The organism is Nocardia africana NBRC 100379 (assembly GCF_001612635.1).
In the GTDB taxonomy this organism is placed as follows: Bacteria; Actinomycetota; Actinomycetes; order Mycobacteriales; family Mycobacteriaceae; genus Nocardia; species Nocardia africana.
In genome coordinates this window covers 62,047-77,920 of sequence record NZ_BDAV01000005.1, presented here as the reverse complement: position 1 = coordinate 77,920, position 15,874 = coordinate 62,047, and the positions used below count along the sequence as shown (strand labels likewise).

Below are 15,874 nucleotides of genomic sequence, written 5' to 3'. Positions count from 1 at the left end.
CGCTCACTGCGGCACCACCGTGGCCTTGCCGAGCAGCGTGACCATCGAGGCCACGGTGTCGACGTGGCGGGGCCGCACCGGCTGGGTCCACACGTCGCCCTCGGCCGCGCGCAGCGCCCGTGCCGTCGCACAGCCACCCGCGAGATATCCCGCGACCGCGAGCCGGGCCCACCCGGTGAGCCGGGCGACCAGCGGAGCGCCTTCGCCGAGCATCGATTCGCAGCGTTCGACCTGGGTCATCACCACCGCCCGGCACGCCGGATCGCCCGGTCCGCCGGTGGCCAGCGCCGCCTCCGGCACCCGGGCCGCGGCCAGATCGTCCTGCGGCAGGTAGATGCGTCCGGCCGCGTGATCCTCGGCCACGTCCTGACAGTGCTCGAGCACCTGCAGTGCCGAACACACCCGATCCGACAGTTCGACCGTGTCCGGCGTGGACTGGTCGAAGACCGCCAGGACCAGGCGGCCCACCGGATTCGCCGACAGCCGGCAGTAGCCGAGCAGATCCTCGAAGGTGGCGTAGCGGTCGACGCGTTGATCGAGCAGATTCGCCTCGATCAGTTCCTGAAATGCCTCCTGCGGCAGATCGCACGCCGCCACGGTCGGGGCGAGCATCTGGAGCACCGGATCGTCGGGCGTGCGGCCCTGATAGAGACCTGCGAGGTCGGCTCGCAGCGTCAGCAGTTGCGACACACGATCGCCGGGGGCTTCGTCGCCGACCTGGTCGATTAACCTGGTGGCTGCGTAGACCGCGTGCAGGTGTCGGCGTGGTTCGCGCGGCAACCACCGCAGCGCGACGGGAAAGTTCTCTTCCTTTTCACGGGCCCGCAGCCAGCGGGCCGGGGCTGTCGCCGCGTCCATGATTCGATGGTGAACGCAACACAGGGTTCAAATCTTCAACCGTCGAGGTGATTCCGGTTGGCGTTTTTTGTATCCGGAAGATAATCGAGTCGGAAAGGACTCGAATGAGCGATTCCCATAATGAAATTCCGATAACACCGGAGGCGTTGGAGCAGCTTTCGGAGGAACTCGACGCTAGGATGCCCGATCTCCTGGACGAGGTCCGTGATCTGCTCGCCGCCGAATGGCCCGACTACGCGCGCTATCTCGACGACCATCGCCCCGAGGTTGCCGAGGTCGGGGTGCTGTTCGTCCATCGGCTCCTGGACCTGGCCGAACACGGCCCGCACACAAGCGATTCCGCCGGCGAGGGTGTTCCGCCGCGGACCCAGCTGGTCTTCGAACAGGTGGGCCGCCAGCAACTGCAGGACGGCGCGGACCTGTCCGATCTGCTCGGCGCCTACCAGGTCGGCGCCCGCGCGGCCTGGCATCACGTCGCGGAAACGGCGCTGAAACTCGACCTCGGACCGGAGGTGCTCGCGGTGCTGGCGGAGGCCGTTTTCGCCTTCGTCGACGAATTCTCCGCGGCCTCCGCGCACGGATATGTACTCGAACAGTCCGCATCCAGCGCGGCCCGGGAACGGCACCGCGAGGAATTGGCGGAAATGTTGCTTTCCGGCCGTTCGGACACCATCGGAATCCGGCTGGCCGCCGAACGCGCCGGCTGGCAACTGCCTCCCGAGGTCGCGGTGGTGCTCGCCGATCCGGCCGATGCGCGCTCCTGCGGCGTCGTGGAACATCTCGGCGGCCACTGCCTGCCGATCCGGCGCGACGACGCGGTCGGGGCGATCGTGCCCAGTCCGATGCTGGGCGGGCGGATCACCCGGCTGGTCACCGCGCTGCGGGGTTGTGACGCGGTGATCGGCCATCCGCTCACGCTGGACCTGCTGCCGACCGGTATGCGGATCGCCCGCACCGCGCTGCGGTTGCGCAAGGCCGGCGTGCTGTCCGGCTCGCCGGTGGTGGTAGCCGACGAACTCGACACGATCATCGCCAACCGCGATGAATGGCTGCTGGAGACGCTGCGTGCCCAAGTGCTGCAACCACTTCGGGAACTGCCCGACGGGAAGCGCGACCGGCTGGTCGAAACGCTGCGCAGCTGGCTCTGGAACATGGGCGACCGGCACGCCGTCGCCGACGATCTGCACATCCATCCGCAGACCGTGCGCTACCGCATGGACCGGCTGCACGACCTGCTCGGGGAACGCCTGGATTCGCCGCGTGAGCGGGCCCGGATGTATCTGGCGCTGGTCTGGGACCAGCCGCACGGCCGAGCCGGTTGAGGACGCGGTATCTCAGCCGGCCAGCGCGTGCGCCACGGCATAGCCGAGCAGTGCGGCGCCGAGTCCGGCGATCACGCTGATCACCACGTTCATCGCGGCGTAGAACACGGCGCGCTGTTCGAGCAGCCGGACCGTCTCGTAGCCGAAGGTGCTGTAGGTGGTGAGCGCCCCGCAGAGTCCGGTGCCGGCGAACGCCAGCACCGGACTGCCGGCCGCACCGCCGGTGAGCGCGCCCAGAATCAGGCAGCCGACGATGTTGACCGTCAGCGTGCCCCAGGGGAACAGGCTGTCGTGGCGTGCCTGGACGAACCGATCGGTGAGGTAGCGGGCCGGGGCGCCGATCATCGCACCGGCGAAGACCAGGACGACGGTCACCGTGCCTCCCCTCGAATCACCGTGCGGAGCACGGTTGTTCGCGCCACCGTCACCCCGGCGAGGACCGCGAGCAGCGCGCTCAGCGGGGTCGCGGCCAGATAGACGAACGCCGTCCCGGCCGAACCGGGCTGCAGCAGATTGCGGATTTCGACGGCGTAGGTGGAGAAGGTGGTGAACCCGCCGAGAAATCCGACCCCGAGAAACGGCCGCACCAGTCGATGCGCCGACCACACCTCGGTGATCAGCACCATCAGCACGCCGATCGCGAGGCAGCCGAGCACATTCTCGGTGAAGGTGCCCCACGGGAACTGCCCGGGGCGAGTCGGCAGCAGCTGGGTGAGGCCGTAGCGGGACAGACCGCCCAATCCGCCACCCAGCCCGATCACCGCAACCACCGCGCCGTGTTCGCGGAGCAGTTCGCGGCAATGCGCGGGGACATGCAGATCGATATCGGGATCGACCGGCCGGTCGGCGGATTCACCGGGCCGGGGCTCCTCACGGCGTAGCTCGGACAACGACGGACTCCTACTCGAACACGAACACGCGGAAACCTCGAGTAGGGACTGTTGGCGATCGGGTGATCACGGTTGCTCCGGCCGCTGCGCCGAAGTGGCGAGCCCCACCGCCACGTCGGACAGAATAGCGAATGCCGCCCGGCTCACACCCGGGACGCCGGTGTCGCCGCGGTGTTCGCGACCAGTGGCGCCAGGGCGGAGGACCGCATACGCGTCACCACCGCGGTGGCCGGGCGGGCCAGCAGCAGGCTGACGGCCGCCGCCACCGGGATGGCCAGGATCGCCGACGCCATGACGTCGTGCGGGTAATGACCGCCGACGTAGACCCGGCTGAAGGCCAGGAAGACCGCGAACACGGCCGCGATCCAGCCCAGCCGCCGATCCAGCAGATACAGCGCGGCGATGGTGGCCGCGGCGGTGGTGGTGTGACCACTGGGGAACGAGTAGTCGCTCGGCGCCGGACAGGTCTCGATGATGTAGGCCGTCGGCACGCCCCGGCACGGGCGCGGTTCGGCGACGATCACCTTCACCACCTCGGCGACCAGATAGGCGATCACCACGCTGACCGGGGCCAGCAGCGCCAGCGCCATGGACCGGTCGTCGCGGCGCCGGGCCAGCCACCAGCCGATCACCATCAGCACCGCGAACACCGCCAGACCGGCATCGGTCAACCACAGCATCGTGTCGTTGAGCCACCGGGTGTGGTCGGCGAAATCGGTGATGGTGGTGAACAGCGGCCGATCGAATCCGGGGCCGCCGGATGCCATCGGGGCCGGGGAGGGGGTCGTCAACGCATATCCGATCTGGTCTGCCCGGAACGCCGGGGGAGGATGGGAAACGTACTGCGATCATTTCTACCGTGTTCGCCCGGTGGGCACGGTTTCGACCACTGCCGTCGACCTCCGCGTCACCTCGATCGGATATCGGGCCGCCATGGTTTGCGGCGGATGCCGGACCGGCCCGCCCGGTGCCATACGCTGGCCGCATGACCGAGTCTGCTTCCCCCGCGCTGCGCATCGGCTACGTCCCGGGCGTCATCGTCGCCAAGTGGGCGCGGGTGTGGGCCGAACGGTTCCCCGACGTCGCGCTCGAGGTGATCGCGGTGCCGCAGGCGCAACAGCGCGACGCCCTGGCGCAGGGACGGGTCGATATGTGCTTCGTCCGCTTACCGATCGATCGGGAAGGGCTGCACGCGATTCCGCTCTATCACGAGGTCGCCGTGGCGGTGGTGCAGAAGGATCATCCGATCGGATTGTTCGACGAGGTGAGCCTGGCCGATCTGGAGGGCGAGCGGATGCAGGACGCGACCGATCTCGACGCGGTGGGCGACACCGTCGAAGTGGTGGCCGCGGCCGGCGGGGCGGCGGTGATGCCGCAGTCGCTGGCACGGCTGCATCACCGCCGCGATCTGATCTATCGTCCGCTCACCGATGTCGATCCGACGCAGATCGCGCTGTCCTGGCCGATCGAGGATGCGGTCGAACTCGCCGAGGAATTCATCGGCGTCGTGCGGGGCCGCACGGCACGCAGCTCCCGGACCGCCGGTGAACGCGATCGGCGCGGCCGGCACGATTCCGGCGCGCGCGCCGAAGGCGGTGCGGCACAGCGCGGTCGGGGCCGGGGCGACGGCGGTGCGAAACCGGCCGCACGCCGCAGTGGCGGGGCGAAGCCGGGACGGGCGGGCAAGGCCGGCCCGCGGAAACGACGCGGCCGCTGAGGTGGAACCTCAGCGGCCGGTCGAACGGCGCACGGCGCGAAGCCGATTCAGCGGGGCTTGCGGTGGATGATCGAATCGCGGATCAGCACGCCCGCCAGCGCGACGGCGAAGCCGATCAGGAAGATGTATCCGGTGTAGCCGGTGCCCGAGGTGTGGCCCTGCTGGTTCTCGAACAGCATGGCCAGCAGGATCACGACGACGACCCATCCGGCGATACGGAAGGTGCGCCGCGATTCACCACTCCAGCCCCAGGCGGCGGAGGGAACCTCGGCGGGATCGACCTTGGTGACGACGCCGGCGCTCTTGGCGGGTTCCAGTTCCGTGGCGGCCACGTTCGCTCCCATCATTTCCGTGTTCACTGCGGTTCGGATGCGCGGAGTGCGCCGCGAGGTCCGCAGGTCGTGAAGGTGACTGTCGAGAATATGTTTGCATACGACCGGGCGTCGTAGCCAGCGGGGTGACGTCCACGGCGATTCACCGTGGACAATGAGTGCGTGTCCGACATCGTGAAAGTTCTGCTGCTGGGCAGCACCGGCTCCATCGGCACCCAGGCATTGGAGGTCGTCGCCGCCAATCCGGACCGGTTCCAGGTGGTGGGACTGGCCGCGCGCGGCGGCAATACCGACCTGCTGGCCGAGCAGATCCGCGTCACCGGCACCGACAACGTGGCCGTCGCCGATCCGGCCGCGGCCGCGAAACTCGGTGTGGCCCTGGCCGGTCCGGACGCGGTGACCGAACTCGTGCGCCGCACCGACGCCGACGTGGTGCTCAACGCCCTCGTCGGTGCGCTGGGGCTGGGGCCGACGCTCGCGACCCTGGAATCGGGTCGGCGCCTGGCCCTGGCCAACAAGGAATCGCTGGTCGCGGGCGGCAGCCTGGTGACGCGGGCCGCGACCCCCGGGCAGATCGTCCCGGTCGACTCCGAACACTCCGCGATGGCGCAGTGCCTGCGTGGTGGGCGCGCCGACGAGGTCGCGCGGCTGGTGCTCACCGCCTCGGGCGGCCCGTTCCGGGGCTGGACCGCCGAGATGCTGGAATCGGTGGGTCCCGAGGAGGCCAAGGCCCATCCCACCTGGTCGATGGGTTTGATGAACACCCTCAATTCGGCCACGCTGGTGAACAAGGGCCTCGAACTGATCGAGGCGCACATGCTGTTCGGCATCGACTACGACAAGATCGATGTCACGGTGCATCCGCAGTCGATCGTGCATTCGATGGCGACCTTCACCGACGGCTCCACCCTCGCCCAGGCCAGTCCGCCCGATATGAAGCTGCCGATCGCCCTGGCCCTGGGCTGGCCCGACCGGGTGCCGGGCACTCTCGCCCCGATCGACTTCGGCACCGCGTTCACCTGGGAATTCGAACCGGTCGACACCGAGGTGTTCCCGGCCGTCGAACTGGCGCGTGCGGCGGGCAAGGCCGGCGGCAGCGTCACCGCGGTGTACAACGCCGCCAACGAGATCGCGGTGCAGGCATTCCTCGACGGTGCGCTGCGATTCCCGGATATCGTGCGCACGGTCGCGCGGGTGGTCGAGTCGGCCGACCGCTGGGCCGCGGAACCCAGTACCTTGGACGAGGTGCTCGCGGCGGATGCGTGGGCGCGACAGCGTGCGCGCACGCTCGTGAGCAACTGATTCAGGAGGGTTCCATACCGCATGGGCTTCGCGATCGGATTCGTGCTGTTCGCCCTCGGCATCACGGTATCGGTGGCGCTACACGAGTGTGGCCACATGTGGGCGGCGCAGGCCACCGGCATGCAGGTGCGCCGCTACTTCGTCGGCTTCGGGCCGAAGGTGTTCTCGTTCCGCCGCGGTGAGACCGAATACGGCCTCAAGGCGCTGCCGCTGGGTGGTTTCTGCGATATCGCGGGTATGACCGCGCTGGACGAGGTCCCACCCGAAGACCTGCATCGCGCGATGTACCGGCAGGCCACCTGGAAGCGGCTGGTGGTGATGTTCGGCGGCATCGCGATGAACTTCATCCTGGGCTTCCTGCTGATCGTGCTGCTCGCGGTGGCCTGGGGGCTGCCGCGGCTGGATTCGCCGCCGGCCACTCAGATCTACCCGGCCGGTTGCGTGCCCGCGCAGAACCCCGACGGGTCGATGCAGAAGTGCACCGGCCCCGGTCCGGCCGAACGCGCCGGTCTGAAGCGCGGCGACCTGGTGACCGCGATCGACGGTAAGCCGGTCAAGACCTGGGACGACTTCCGCTCGATCACCGAGAAGGCCGACGGCCCGGTCGTCTACACGGTGAAGCGCGACGATCAGACCCTGCAGATTCCGGTCACCCCGGAACGCGTGGCGACCTATCCGCTGAAGTCCACCGACAGTACCGAGCGAGTCACCACGCCGGTCTACGTGAGCAAAGTCGGTGTGGCACAAGACTTCTACCTGCCGGTGAAACACGACATCGTCTCCGCCGTTCCGGCCTCGGTGGCGTTCACCGGTGACATGTTCGGCCGCACGTTCGCCTCGCTGGCGCAGATGCCGAGCAAGGTGGTCAGCCTCTGGCACGCGGTCACCGGCGGCCAGCGCGATGCCGATACTCCGGTCAGTGTCTACGGTGCCAGCAAGATCGGCGGCGAGACCGCCGAACACGGCCTGTGGAACGCGTTCATTCTGGTGCTGGCCAGCCTGAACTTCTTCCTCGGCGCGTTCAACCTGCTGCCGCTGCTCCCGCTGGACGGCGGCCATATCGCGGTGGTGATCTACGAGAAGCTGCGCAACATGTGGCGCAACCGCAAGGGCCTGCCCAACGGCGCTCCGGTCGACTACATGAAGCTGCTGCCCGCCACCTACGTGGTGGTGGTGATCGGCGGGGCGTACATGATCCTCACACTGGTCGCCGACATCGTGAATCCGATCAAGCTGTTCCCGTAGCGGATTCGGTGCGCGCGCGGCCGAAAGCGAGATCACGCAGCCGCGGCCAGCTCACAGCCGGTGCGGCGGAGCGGGTTCCGGGGCGCTTGCGCGGAACACGCACGCGCAGGGCGCCCGGTTCCACGAGACATCGCACCGGTGTGTCGAGCAGCAGTGATTCTCCGTCGACGCCGACCGGAATCGGTGAGCTCTCGGCCTCGACGACGACTTCGGAGGTGGTCTGCTGGGTCAGCCCGTGACTGTGCGTGCGGCGGATCAAATCCACGGCGGCGCGGGTATCGGAGACCGAGACCGTGACCGCTCCGAGCACGCCGCGGTCGAGGCGGTCGCGGCGGCTCAGCCCCGCGAGATCGCTGGTGCCGTAGGGATTGTTGCTCACCAGCACCGCCTGCGGGCCGGTGACCGTGGTGGCGCCGATCCGCGCCACGAGCCGGGTCCCGCTGTGGCCGGCGAGCAGGTCGGGGAGCATGCGCATGACGGTCGCGGTCTTGTCGTCGCGATAGGCGGGGCTGCGCACGATCTCGGCGTAGACGCCGAACGAGGCGTTGTTGACGAACGGCCGGCCGTTGATCCGGCCCAGGTCGACGCGCATCTCGACACCGTCGCGCAAGGCGTCGAGCCCGGTCGCCGGATCGGCGCGGTCCAGCCCGAGATCCATGGCGAAATGATTGCGCGTGCCCGCGCTGAGCACCAGGAACGGCAGGTCGTGGGCGGCCGCGACCCCGGCCACGAGGGCTTGGGTTCCGTCGCCGCCCGCTACCCCGAGCAGATCCGCACCTCGCTCGACGGCGTCGCGAGCCACGGCGGCGACATCGACGTGGCCCTCCAGTAGGACAACCTCCGCGCCGAGTGCTTCGGCCCGGCGTCGCAGATCGAACTTCTCGACTTTCCCTCCGCCGGAACGGGGATTCATGATCAGGAACGGTCGCCGGGGTGGTGGCGCGGCGTAGTCGATCGCCGTGGTGTGGGAGTCGCGCGGCCGCAGCGCGGCGCGGGCACAGAACAGGGATGCCAGGGCGAGCGCACCCGTCACCAGCACGACCCACAGCAGGCCGGCGCGCACCAACATCACGAGCACCACGATCGGCGCCGCCACCGCCACGACCGCCGACACCCACCGAAGGACCCCACGCCCGCTCACGAACCAATACAGCGCGGCGACGGTGACCACCACACCGCCCGCACCGACGATCAGCACCGCGAGTGTCGCCAGCACCCCGGCGAACACCACCGGCACCACGACCGCCGCACCGGCGAAGACGAATGCTGTTCGCGCCCAGTGGGTTCGGCCGCGCAGCTCGCGACCGTCGCTCGCGGCGACGGCGGGCCGACGGTGCGAGTGCGGCTCTTCGGCATAGGCGTGGTTCACGACAGGCCTCGTCCCGCAACTCAGGTGCCGGTCGCGATTCCCGGCAGCCGGCCGATACCGTCGCTCCAGCGCACGGCCGCGCCTCAGTGAGCCCGGGCCCGCTGCGGCGCCACCGCGACCGCGGCGTTCAACGGCGCGGGCGGTGTGCTCCGGCGAACGCGCCTGCGCCGCAGCGCTTTCTCGGCCTCGACGGCGATCGGGATCAGCAGCGACCAGCCGAGACAGGCCAGCCACTGCCCGCCCGTCAGCGATGTCGTCATCAGCAGATCCTGGAGAAAGCCCAGCTGCACGGCCAGGACGGTGACCACGACCGGTATCGACAGAATCTTCAGCGCACCGAGAATCGGTGCGGTGAAACCGGATTCGGGATCGCGGCGCATCGCCAGCCCGGCGAGGACCGAACCCAGCGACAGCACCACGAAGGTCGTCGTCATCGGCACCGAGGCGGTGTCGGTGCTCATCTCGCCGGGAGCCAGCAGCATGGCGGCGAGGGCGACCGCGAACTGCAGCACGCCGTAGAGCAGCCACTGCGTGAACGCGGCCCGGTTGGCGATCGGCATCGCCGGGTCGCGCGGTGGTTTGTTCATCAGATTCGGTGGCGGCGGGTCGGTCATGATGACCGCGACAGGGAACAGCGTGATGAAGAAGTGCTGGAACAGCACCATCAGCGGGGTCAGCGCGACGCCGTGGTTGATGTCGAAAATGCTGGCCACCAGAAACAGCAGCACCAGGGAGAACAGTTTCGACATCTGATACCGGATGTAGGAGACGATCTTGTCGTAGATGGCGCGGCCCAGCCGGATCGCGGTGATCAGCGTCCCGAAGTTGTCGTCGGTGAGCACCATCTTGCCCGCCTGTTTGGTGACCTCGCTGCCCGAACCCATCGCGACGCCGATATCGGCCTTCTTCAGCGCGGCGGCATCGTTGACCGCGTCCCCGGTCATCGCCACCACCGCGCCGCCGCGCTGCATCACGCCGGCCAGTCGCAGCTTGTCCTCGGGGGTCACCCGGCCGAACACGTGCAGATTCGGCAGCGCCGCGGCCAACCGCTCATCGGTCATGGCTTGCAGTTCCGCGCCGCCGACCGCCCCCGGCCCCAGCCCGAGTTCGGCTCCGATCGCGGCGGCGGTGATCGCGTGGTCGCCGGTGATCATGCGCACGTCGATGCCGGCCTCGTGGGCGATGCGCACCGATTCGACCGCCTCGGGCCGCAACGGGTCGATGATGCCCACCATGCCGACGAAGGTGAGATTCTCGACCATCGCCATGGGATCGGCCTGCGCGGCCTCCTCCTGGCCGTCGAGGATTCGGGCGGCGAAGGCCAGGACGCGAAGTCCCTTCTCCGACATGGCGTGCATCGCGGCGGTGATCTCGGGGCGCGCCTCCTCGATCGGCACTTCCCTGCGGCCGGGGCGGTAGGCATTCGCGCAGCGGGCCAGGACCATATCCGGTGCGCCCTTGACCAATTCGACGAATCGAGTCCGATCGTCGACGCGCAGATGGTGGAAGGTCGCCATGAATTTGTAGGCCGAGTCGAAGGGCACCGCGGCGACGCGCGGATATTCGCGGCGGGTGAGGGGAGCGTCGATACCCAGCTTGGCCGCCAGCACCACCAGGGCCGCCTCGGTCGGATCGCCGACCACTTCTCCGGCGTCGGAAACGGTGGCGTCGCTGTCCAGGCACAGCCCGTAGGCGAGAAGGGTGAAATCCGGGATGTCCGCACCGGCGGCCTCGGTGACCGTTCCGTTCTTGCTGTACCCCTCTCCGGTCACGCCGTACCAGCGGCAGTGGAAGAACAGCGAACGCACCGTCATCTGGTTCATGGTCAGGGTGCCGGTCTTATCCGAGTTGATCGCACTGGTCGCGCCCAGCGTCTCGACGTCGGTGAGGTTCTTGACCACGGCCTTGGCATCGGCGAGGCGGCGGGCACCGTAGGCGAGCATCGCCTGGACGAAGGTCGGCAGCCCGGTGGGAATCGCGGAGACGCCCATCGAAATGCCCAGCAGCAGTACGGATGTCACATCCTGGCCGCGCAGCGCGCCGATCACCACGATGATCGCCACCGCCGTCCACGCGATCACCCCGAGCAGTTTCGTCAGCGAATCCAGCTCCCGCTGCAGCGGCGACCTCGACGGCGGAACCGCCGACAGCATCGACGCGATCCGGCCCATCTCGGTGTTCATCCCGGTTTCGGTGACCACCACCGTGGCGGTTCCCCGGGTGACCGAGGTGTTCTGATAGACCATGTCGCCGCGGTCGCCGAGCGGCACGTCCGCGGCGGCGAGCGTGCCGGGGTCCTTGGCCACCGGGGCGCTCTCACCGGTGAGCGCCGCCTCCTGGGTTTCCAGGGTCGCGGAGGTGAGGAGCCGGCCGTCGGCGGGGACGATATCGCCCGCTTCGAGCTGGACGATATCGCCGGGCACCAGCTCGACCGCGTCGAGCTGGATCAGCGCCGAGTCGCGTACCACCCGCGCCTGCGGCGACTGCATCTTCGCCAGCGCGTCCACGCTCGCGCGCGCCACGAGTTCCTGCCGCGTGCCGAGTACGACGTTGAGCACGACCAGCACCGCGACCACGATGGCCGTCGGGATCTCGCCGATGACGACGCTGACCACCGCCACCGCGACCAGCATCAGGTTCATCGGATCCCGGAGCTGCCGCAGCGCGACGGCCCACGGCGCCGGTGCCGGCTCGGCGGCTATCTCGTTGGGGCCGTAGCGTCGACGCTGTTCCTCGGCCGAGGCGGTGGTGAGTCCGGCATGCCGGTCCGAGGACAGCGCTGCCAGCACGGCGTCGGCGTCGCGAGCGTGCCAATCGGCCCGGTCGGGAGCCGGCGCACCCGCCGACGGGCTGCGGGGAACCGCGTGTGTGGCCGCCATGACGCTCGTCCTCGCCTCCTCAGATGACCGTCACCGGGTGCGTGCCGCGCGGACGGGTGCGAGACGACGATGCCGCCGGTCCCGCCATGCGGATGCTGATCGCTTGCCGTGCCGCCTTCTCGACGAGCAGCGGGACGAAATCGTGCACTCGCGCCGCGGAGAAGCGCTTGTGGATCTCGCGCACGATGAGTTCTATGTCCCCGGGCGGGACGGATGGGTGACGCGCGATGAGTCGCTCGATGACTTGTTCGACCTGAATCAATTCCTCGTCGCCGGTCATCGATCTATCGTCTGCCCGCCCGCGATGGTCGTCAAGGCACGAATTGGGCGCGAATTCCGGCCGTGCCTTGCTTTTTCGCGGCAGGTCGTGTCGGCTCCGGCGCCCGTTAATCTGTTTTGCCTCTTGATCTGCGGAATCCGGCACGGGACATGGCTCGGGTAGGGCTCGGCGGCTGCCGTCGTGGCTCGGGGGAAAGAGTTCGCATCCCGTCGGAATCGGGGAATCATAATCGGATTCCGGCTACGTCGATTGCGTGCGAGGAGCCGGAAAAACAATCGACCGTATTGGGTGCGACGGTAATTCGGGAACCGATATCGGGAACGAGGTGACATTCGCCTCCGGCGCTCCCGGAGGATCATGGTTCGGCGCTCCGGACGCCGGTGATGTTCATCGAATCTCGCGGGCGCGCACGATGTGAATCATCCGTTAACGGTCAAGTTGCCAAAGGTGGTCTGCGCGGGCTGTTTCGATGCTGCCGCCCGACGTCGGCCGCCGCATCGGCGCGGACGGATCCCTAGCCGCGAGCGACGGTGTCGCGCAGCAGGGTCCGGCACAGCTGGTCGGCGCGGCGCGTGGTTTCCGGCTGGCGGTACGTCGGCGCCAGCGCGAGAACCTGGGCGCATGCGGTGTCGAGCGAGATGCGGTGGCCCACCGACACGTACACCGGTTTGATCCCGGCCTGGGTGCGCAGCGCCCGGCCGACCACCTCTGCGTCCACGGTGATGTCCGAGACCGAACCACGCGCGGCATGGGGCTCGTCGCACTCACCCCACACCGTCTTGGCGACGCCGATCGACGGCAGGCCGGTCAGCACACCCAGGTGGCACGCCAGCCCGAAACGCCGCGGGTGGGCGATGCCCTGGCCGTCGCACACGAGCAGGTCGGGCGTGGTCCCGAGGCGTTCCAGCGCGGCCAGGGTGGTCGGCAGCTCCCGGAACGCGAGCAGGCCCGGCACGTACGGAAACCGCGTCGTGCCGTGGGCGACGGCGGTGTCGACGGTCTTCATGGTGTCGATATCGAGGACCACGACGGCGGCGACGACCGCGCCGGACTCGTCGTACGCCGAATCCAGGCCGGCCACGGTGCGAAATCGCGGCGGCCGCGGGTCGTGGGCGAGCACCGAATCGCGCAATCGTTCCTGCAGGGCCTCAGCCGCTTCCGGGTCGGCGGGCAGTTCCGGAGTCATCGCCAAGCGCACGGTCAGTGCCGCCCGACACGTGGTCGCAGGATGTACATCCGGTGAATCCTCCTGAACGCGAGGGTGCTTGCCGGTCTTCGGCTCGTCCACGGTAACCGCCTCGGCATCGGGGCGGAAAAGCCCGGATGACCGGGCGAACCGGGTGTGCCGGGCAGTCCGGCCCCGGCCACCATGCGGTCCTGGTCACAGTGGTTGCGGACGGCGGCGGACCGCGAGCGCGTGGATCACCGGCGGTGGTGTCGGTGCTCTCACAGATCGCTCTGCTACCGCCCGCACTAGACTCGGCAACGAACGGGTGCACCCAGACGCAGATGAAAGTAGGCAGCCGAACGTGAGCACAGCCATCACCCTGGGGATGCCGGCCGCACCGGCGGCGGTCCTCGCACCGCGGCGAAAGACGCGCCAGCTGATGGTGGGCACGGTGGGAGTGGGCAGTGATCACCCCATCTCCGTCCAGTCGATGACCACGACCAAGACCCACGACGTGAACGCCACGCTGCAGCAGATCGCGGAATTGACCGCGTCCGGCTGTGACATCGTGCGCGTGGCCTGCCCGCGGCAGGAGGATGCCGACGCGCTGCCGATGATCGCGAAGAAGTCGCAGATCCCGGTGATCGCGGACATCCACTTCCAGCCGCGCTACATCTTCGCCGCGATCGATGCCGGCTGTGCCGCCGTGCGCGTCAATCCGGGCAACATCAAGGAGTTCGACGGCCGGGTCAAGGAGGTCGCCAAGGCCGCGGGTGCGGCCGGGATCCCGATCCGGATCGGCGTGAACGCGGGCTCCCTGGACAAGCGCATGCTCGAGAAGTACGGCAAGGCCACCCCCGAGGCGCTGGTGGAGTCGGCGCTGTGGGAGGCGAGCCTGTTCGAGGAACACGGCTTCGGCGATATCAAGATCTCGGTCAAGCACAACGATCCGGTGGTCATGGTCGAGGCCTACCGGCAGCTGGCCGCACAGTGCGACTATCCGCTGCATCTGGGCGTCACCGAGGCCGGACCGGCCTTCCAGGGCACGATCAAATCGGCGGTGGCCTTCGGCGCCCTGCTCAGCGAGGGCATCGGCGACACCATCCGGGTCTCGCTGTCCGCGCCGCCCGCCGAGGAGGTCAAGGTCGGCGGGCAGATCCTGCAGTCGCTGAATCTGCGTCCGCGCAAACTCGAGATCGTGTCCTGCCCGTCCTGCGGACGTGCGCAGGTCGACGTCTACACCCTCGCCAACGAGGTCACCGCGGGTCTGGAGGGCCTGGAGGTGCCGCTGCGGGTGGCGGTCATGGGCTGTGTGGTCAACGGGCCGGGTGAGGCACGCGAGGCCGATCTGGGTGTCGCCTCCGGCAACGGCAAGGGCCAGATCTTCGTGAAGGGCGAGGTCATCAAGACCGTGCCCGAACATCAGATCGTGGAGACGCTGATCGAAGAGGCCATGCGCATCGCCGACGAGATGGGTACCGACGCCGAGACCGGCGAGCCCGTCGTGACCGTCGGCTGACCGCCGGACGCGAAGAGGGAGTGGGCGTGTCCCGCGCCGGGCGCATTCTGCCCTTGGAGCCGAGCAAAGCCCCCGCACGCAGGCGTCGTTCATGGCAGGCTGGGAGCGTGCGGAGTGTGCTGGAACCGTCGCGCCGGTCACGGATTTCCGGTGCTCGTCAGCTCGCGGATCGCGATCTGGCACAGGTGCTGGAAGTGCTGGACACCGATCCGGTGGCCGGGTGCATGGTTGCCGCGCGCCTGCAGGAATACGGTCTGGACAACCGCGGCGGCGGGGAACTGTGGACGCGGGGCACCCCGGCGGATTCGCTGTGCTTCTCCGGCGCCAATCTGGTGCCGCTGCGCGGGACGACCGACGATATGCGCGCCTTCGCCGACCGCGCGGCACGCTGGCCGCGGCTGTGCTCCTCGGTGGTGGGCCGCCAGGAATTGGCGCTGCCGCTGTGGGAGATGCTGGAACAGCGGTGGGGTCCGCCGCGCGAGATCCGCTCCGATCAGCCGCTGCTGGCTCTCGACGGCCGCGCCCACGCCGTACCCGATCCGAAGGTGCGCCGCGTGCGGCGCGACGAGCTGGAACGGTATCTGGTCGCCGCGGTCGCGATGTTCACCGAGGAGATCGGCGTCGATCCGCGGGCCGGCGACGGTGGGCGCGGATACCGGCGCCGGGTGGCGAGCCTCATCGAAGCCGGTCGCGCGTGGGCGCGCTTCGAGGACGGTCAGGTCGTCTACAAGGCCGAGGTCGGGGCGATGTCGCGGCGGACCGGTCAGATCCAGGGCGTGTGGGTCCATCCACAGTGGCGCGGCCGGGGCCTGGGCACCGCCGGGACGGCCGCGGTCGCCGATGCGGTGGTCGCGGCGGGTCGCACCGCGAGCCTGTACGTGAACTCCTACAACGAGGTCGCCCGCCGCGCCTACGCCAAGGTCGGCTTCCATCAGGTCGCGACATTCGCGACGATCCTCGTGGACTGAGCACCCGGATTCCGGTGCCCACCGG

At 68.9% G+C, this 15,874-nt stretch carries 15 protein-coding genes; 6 read left to right on the top strand and 9 right to left on the bottom strand.

Annotation, left to right across the window (positions count from 1 at the left end):
- Positions 1-3: 3 nt before the first annotated feature.
- Positions 4-858 (bottom strand): squalene synthase HpnC, encoded by an 855-nt coding sequence (hpnC, locus tag NA3_RS05545; RefSeq protein ID WP_062962481.1) that lies wholly within the window; start codon positions 856-858, stop codon positions 4-6.
- Positions 859-962: 104 nt separating this feature from the next.
- On the opposite strand from hpnC, the gene NA3_RS05540 reads away from it, so the two are divergent.
- Positions 963-2,180: a PucR family transcriptional regulator gene (locus NA3_RS05540; protein ID WP_062962480.1), complete on the top strand. Its 1,218-nt coding sequence runs from the start codon at positions 963-965 to the stop codon at positions 2,178-2,180.
- A 12-nt stretch (positions 2,181-2,192) separates the two neighbouring features.
- Here NA3_RS05540 and crcB (NA3_RS05535) read toward each other — a convergent pair whose 3' ends face one another.
- The 3 genes from crcB (NA3_RS05535) to NA3_RS05525 all read right to left on the bottom strand — a co-directional run bounded on the left by crcB (NA3_RS05535) (position 2,193) and on the right by NA3_RS05525 (position 3,861).
- Positions 2,193-2,555 carry a fluoride efflux transporter CrcB gene (crcB, locus tag NA3_RS05535; protein WP_084491240.1) on the bottom strand — a complete coding sequence of 121 codons (363 nt, stop codon included), beginning with the start codon at positions 2,553-2,555 and terminating at the stop codon, positions 2,193-2,195.
- Positions 2,552-3,070, bottom strand: coding sequence for a fluoride efflux transporter CrcB (gene crcB, locus NA3_RS05530; protein ID WP_062962479.1), 519 nt, complete (start codon positions 3,068-3,070; stop codon positions 2,552-2,554). The genes crcB (NA3_RS05535) and crcB (NA3_RS05530) overlap by 4 nt, the downstream gene beginning before the upstream one ends.
- Positions 3,071-3,213: 143 nt before the next feature.
- Positions 3,214-3,861 carry a phosphatase PAP2 family protein gene (locus NA3_RS05525; RefSeq protein ID WP_062962478.1) on the bottom strand — a complete coding sequence of 216 codons (648 nt, stop codon included), beginning with the start codon at positions 3,859-3,861 and terminating at the stop codon, positions 3,214-3,216.
- A 194-nt stretch (positions 3,862-4,055) separates the two neighbouring features.
- On the opposite strand from NA3_RS05525, the gene NA3_RS05520 reads away from it, so the two are divergent.
- Complete coding sequence (locus NA3_RS05520; protein ID WP_062962477.1) at positions 4,056-4,787, top strand: LysR substrate-binding domain-containing protein; 732 nt, start codon at positions 4,056-4,058, stop codon at positions 4,785-4,787.
- Between the two features lie 47 nt (positions 4,788-4,834).
- Here the strand turns inward: NA3_RS05520 and NA3_RS05515 are convergent, their stop codons facing one another.
- A complete protein-coding gene (locus NA3_RS05515; RefSeq protein WP_128145367.1) occupies positions 4,835-5,119 on the bottom strand; it encodes a DUF2631 domain-containing protein in 285 nt (94 codons plus the stop codon).
- A 162-nt stretch (positions 5,120-5,281) separates the two neighbouring features.
- Here NA3_RS05515 and dxr point away from each other — a divergent pair, with 162 nt between their 5' ends.
- Both dxr and NA3_RS05505 read left to right on the top strand, forming a co-directional pair.
- Entirely contained in the window at positions 5,282-6,421 is a 1,140-nt protein-coding gene (gene dxr, locus NA3_RS05510; RefSeq protein ID WP_062962879.1) for a 1-deoxy-D-xylulose-5-phosphate reductoisomerase, read from the top strand.
- 21 nt (positions 6,422-6,442) lie between these two features.
- Positions 6,443-7,666, top strand: coding sequence for a M50 family metallopeptidase (locus tag NA3_RS05505; RefSeq protein ID WP_062962476.1), 1,224 nt, complete (start codon positions 6,443-6,445; stop codon positions 7,664-7,666).
- Here NA3_RS05505 and NA3_RS05500 read toward each other — a convergent pair.
- From NA3_RS05500 to nfi, 4 genes are all read right to left on the bottom strand, one after another.
- Positions 7,650-8,963: a diacylglycerol/lipid kinase family protein gene (locus NA3_RS05500; protein ID WP_062962878.1), complete on the bottom strand. Its 1,314-nt coding sequence runs from the start codon at positions 8,961-8,963 to the stop codon at positions 7,650-7,652. The genes NA3_RS05505 and NA3_RS05500 overlap by 17 nt on opposite strands.
- Before the next feature lie 155 nt (positions 8,964-9,118).
- Positions 9,119-11,914: a cation-translocating P-type ATPase gene (locus tag NA3_RS05495; protein WP_062962475.1), complete on the bottom strand. Its 2,796-nt coding sequence runs from the start codon at positions 11,912-11,914 to the stop codon at positions 9,119-9,121.
- A 19-nt stretch (positions 11,915-11,933) separates the two neighbouring features.
- Positions 11,934-12,194, bottom strand: coding sequence for a three-helix bundle dimerization domain-containing protein (locus tag NA3_RS05490; RefSeq protein ID WP_063917312.1), 261 nt, complete (start codon positions 12,192-12,194; stop codon positions 11,934-11,936).
- A 514-nt stretch (positions 12,195-12,708) separates the two neighbouring features.
- Positions 12,709-13,380 (bottom strand): deoxyribonuclease V, encoded by a 672-nt coding sequence (gene nfi / locus NA3_RS05485; protein ID WP_062962877.1) that lies wholly within the window; start codon positions 13,378-13,380, stop codon positions 12,709-12,711.
- Positions 13,381-13,747: 367 nt separating this feature from the next.
- Here nfi and ispG point away from each other — a divergent pair, with 367 nt between their 5' ends.
- Together ispG and NA3_RS05475 are read left to right on the top strand one after the other, a co-directional pair.
- On the top strand, positions 13,748-14,881 hold the full coding sequence (gene ispG / locus NA3_RS05480; protein WP_265337502.1) for a flavodoxin-dependent (E)-4-hydroxy-3-methylbut-2-enyl-diphosphate synthase: 1,134 nt from the start codon (positions 13,748-13,750) through the stop codon (positions 14,879-14,881).
- 107 nt (positions 14,882-14,988) lie between these two features.
- Positions 14,989-15,849 carry a GNAT family N-acetyltransferase gene (locus NA3_RS05475; protein WP_084491238.1) on the top strand — a complete coding sequence of 287 codons (861 nt, stop codon included), beginning with the start codon at positions 14,989-14,991 and terminating at the stop codon, positions 15,847-15,849.
- Positions 15,850-15,874 lie beyond the last annotated feature (25 nt).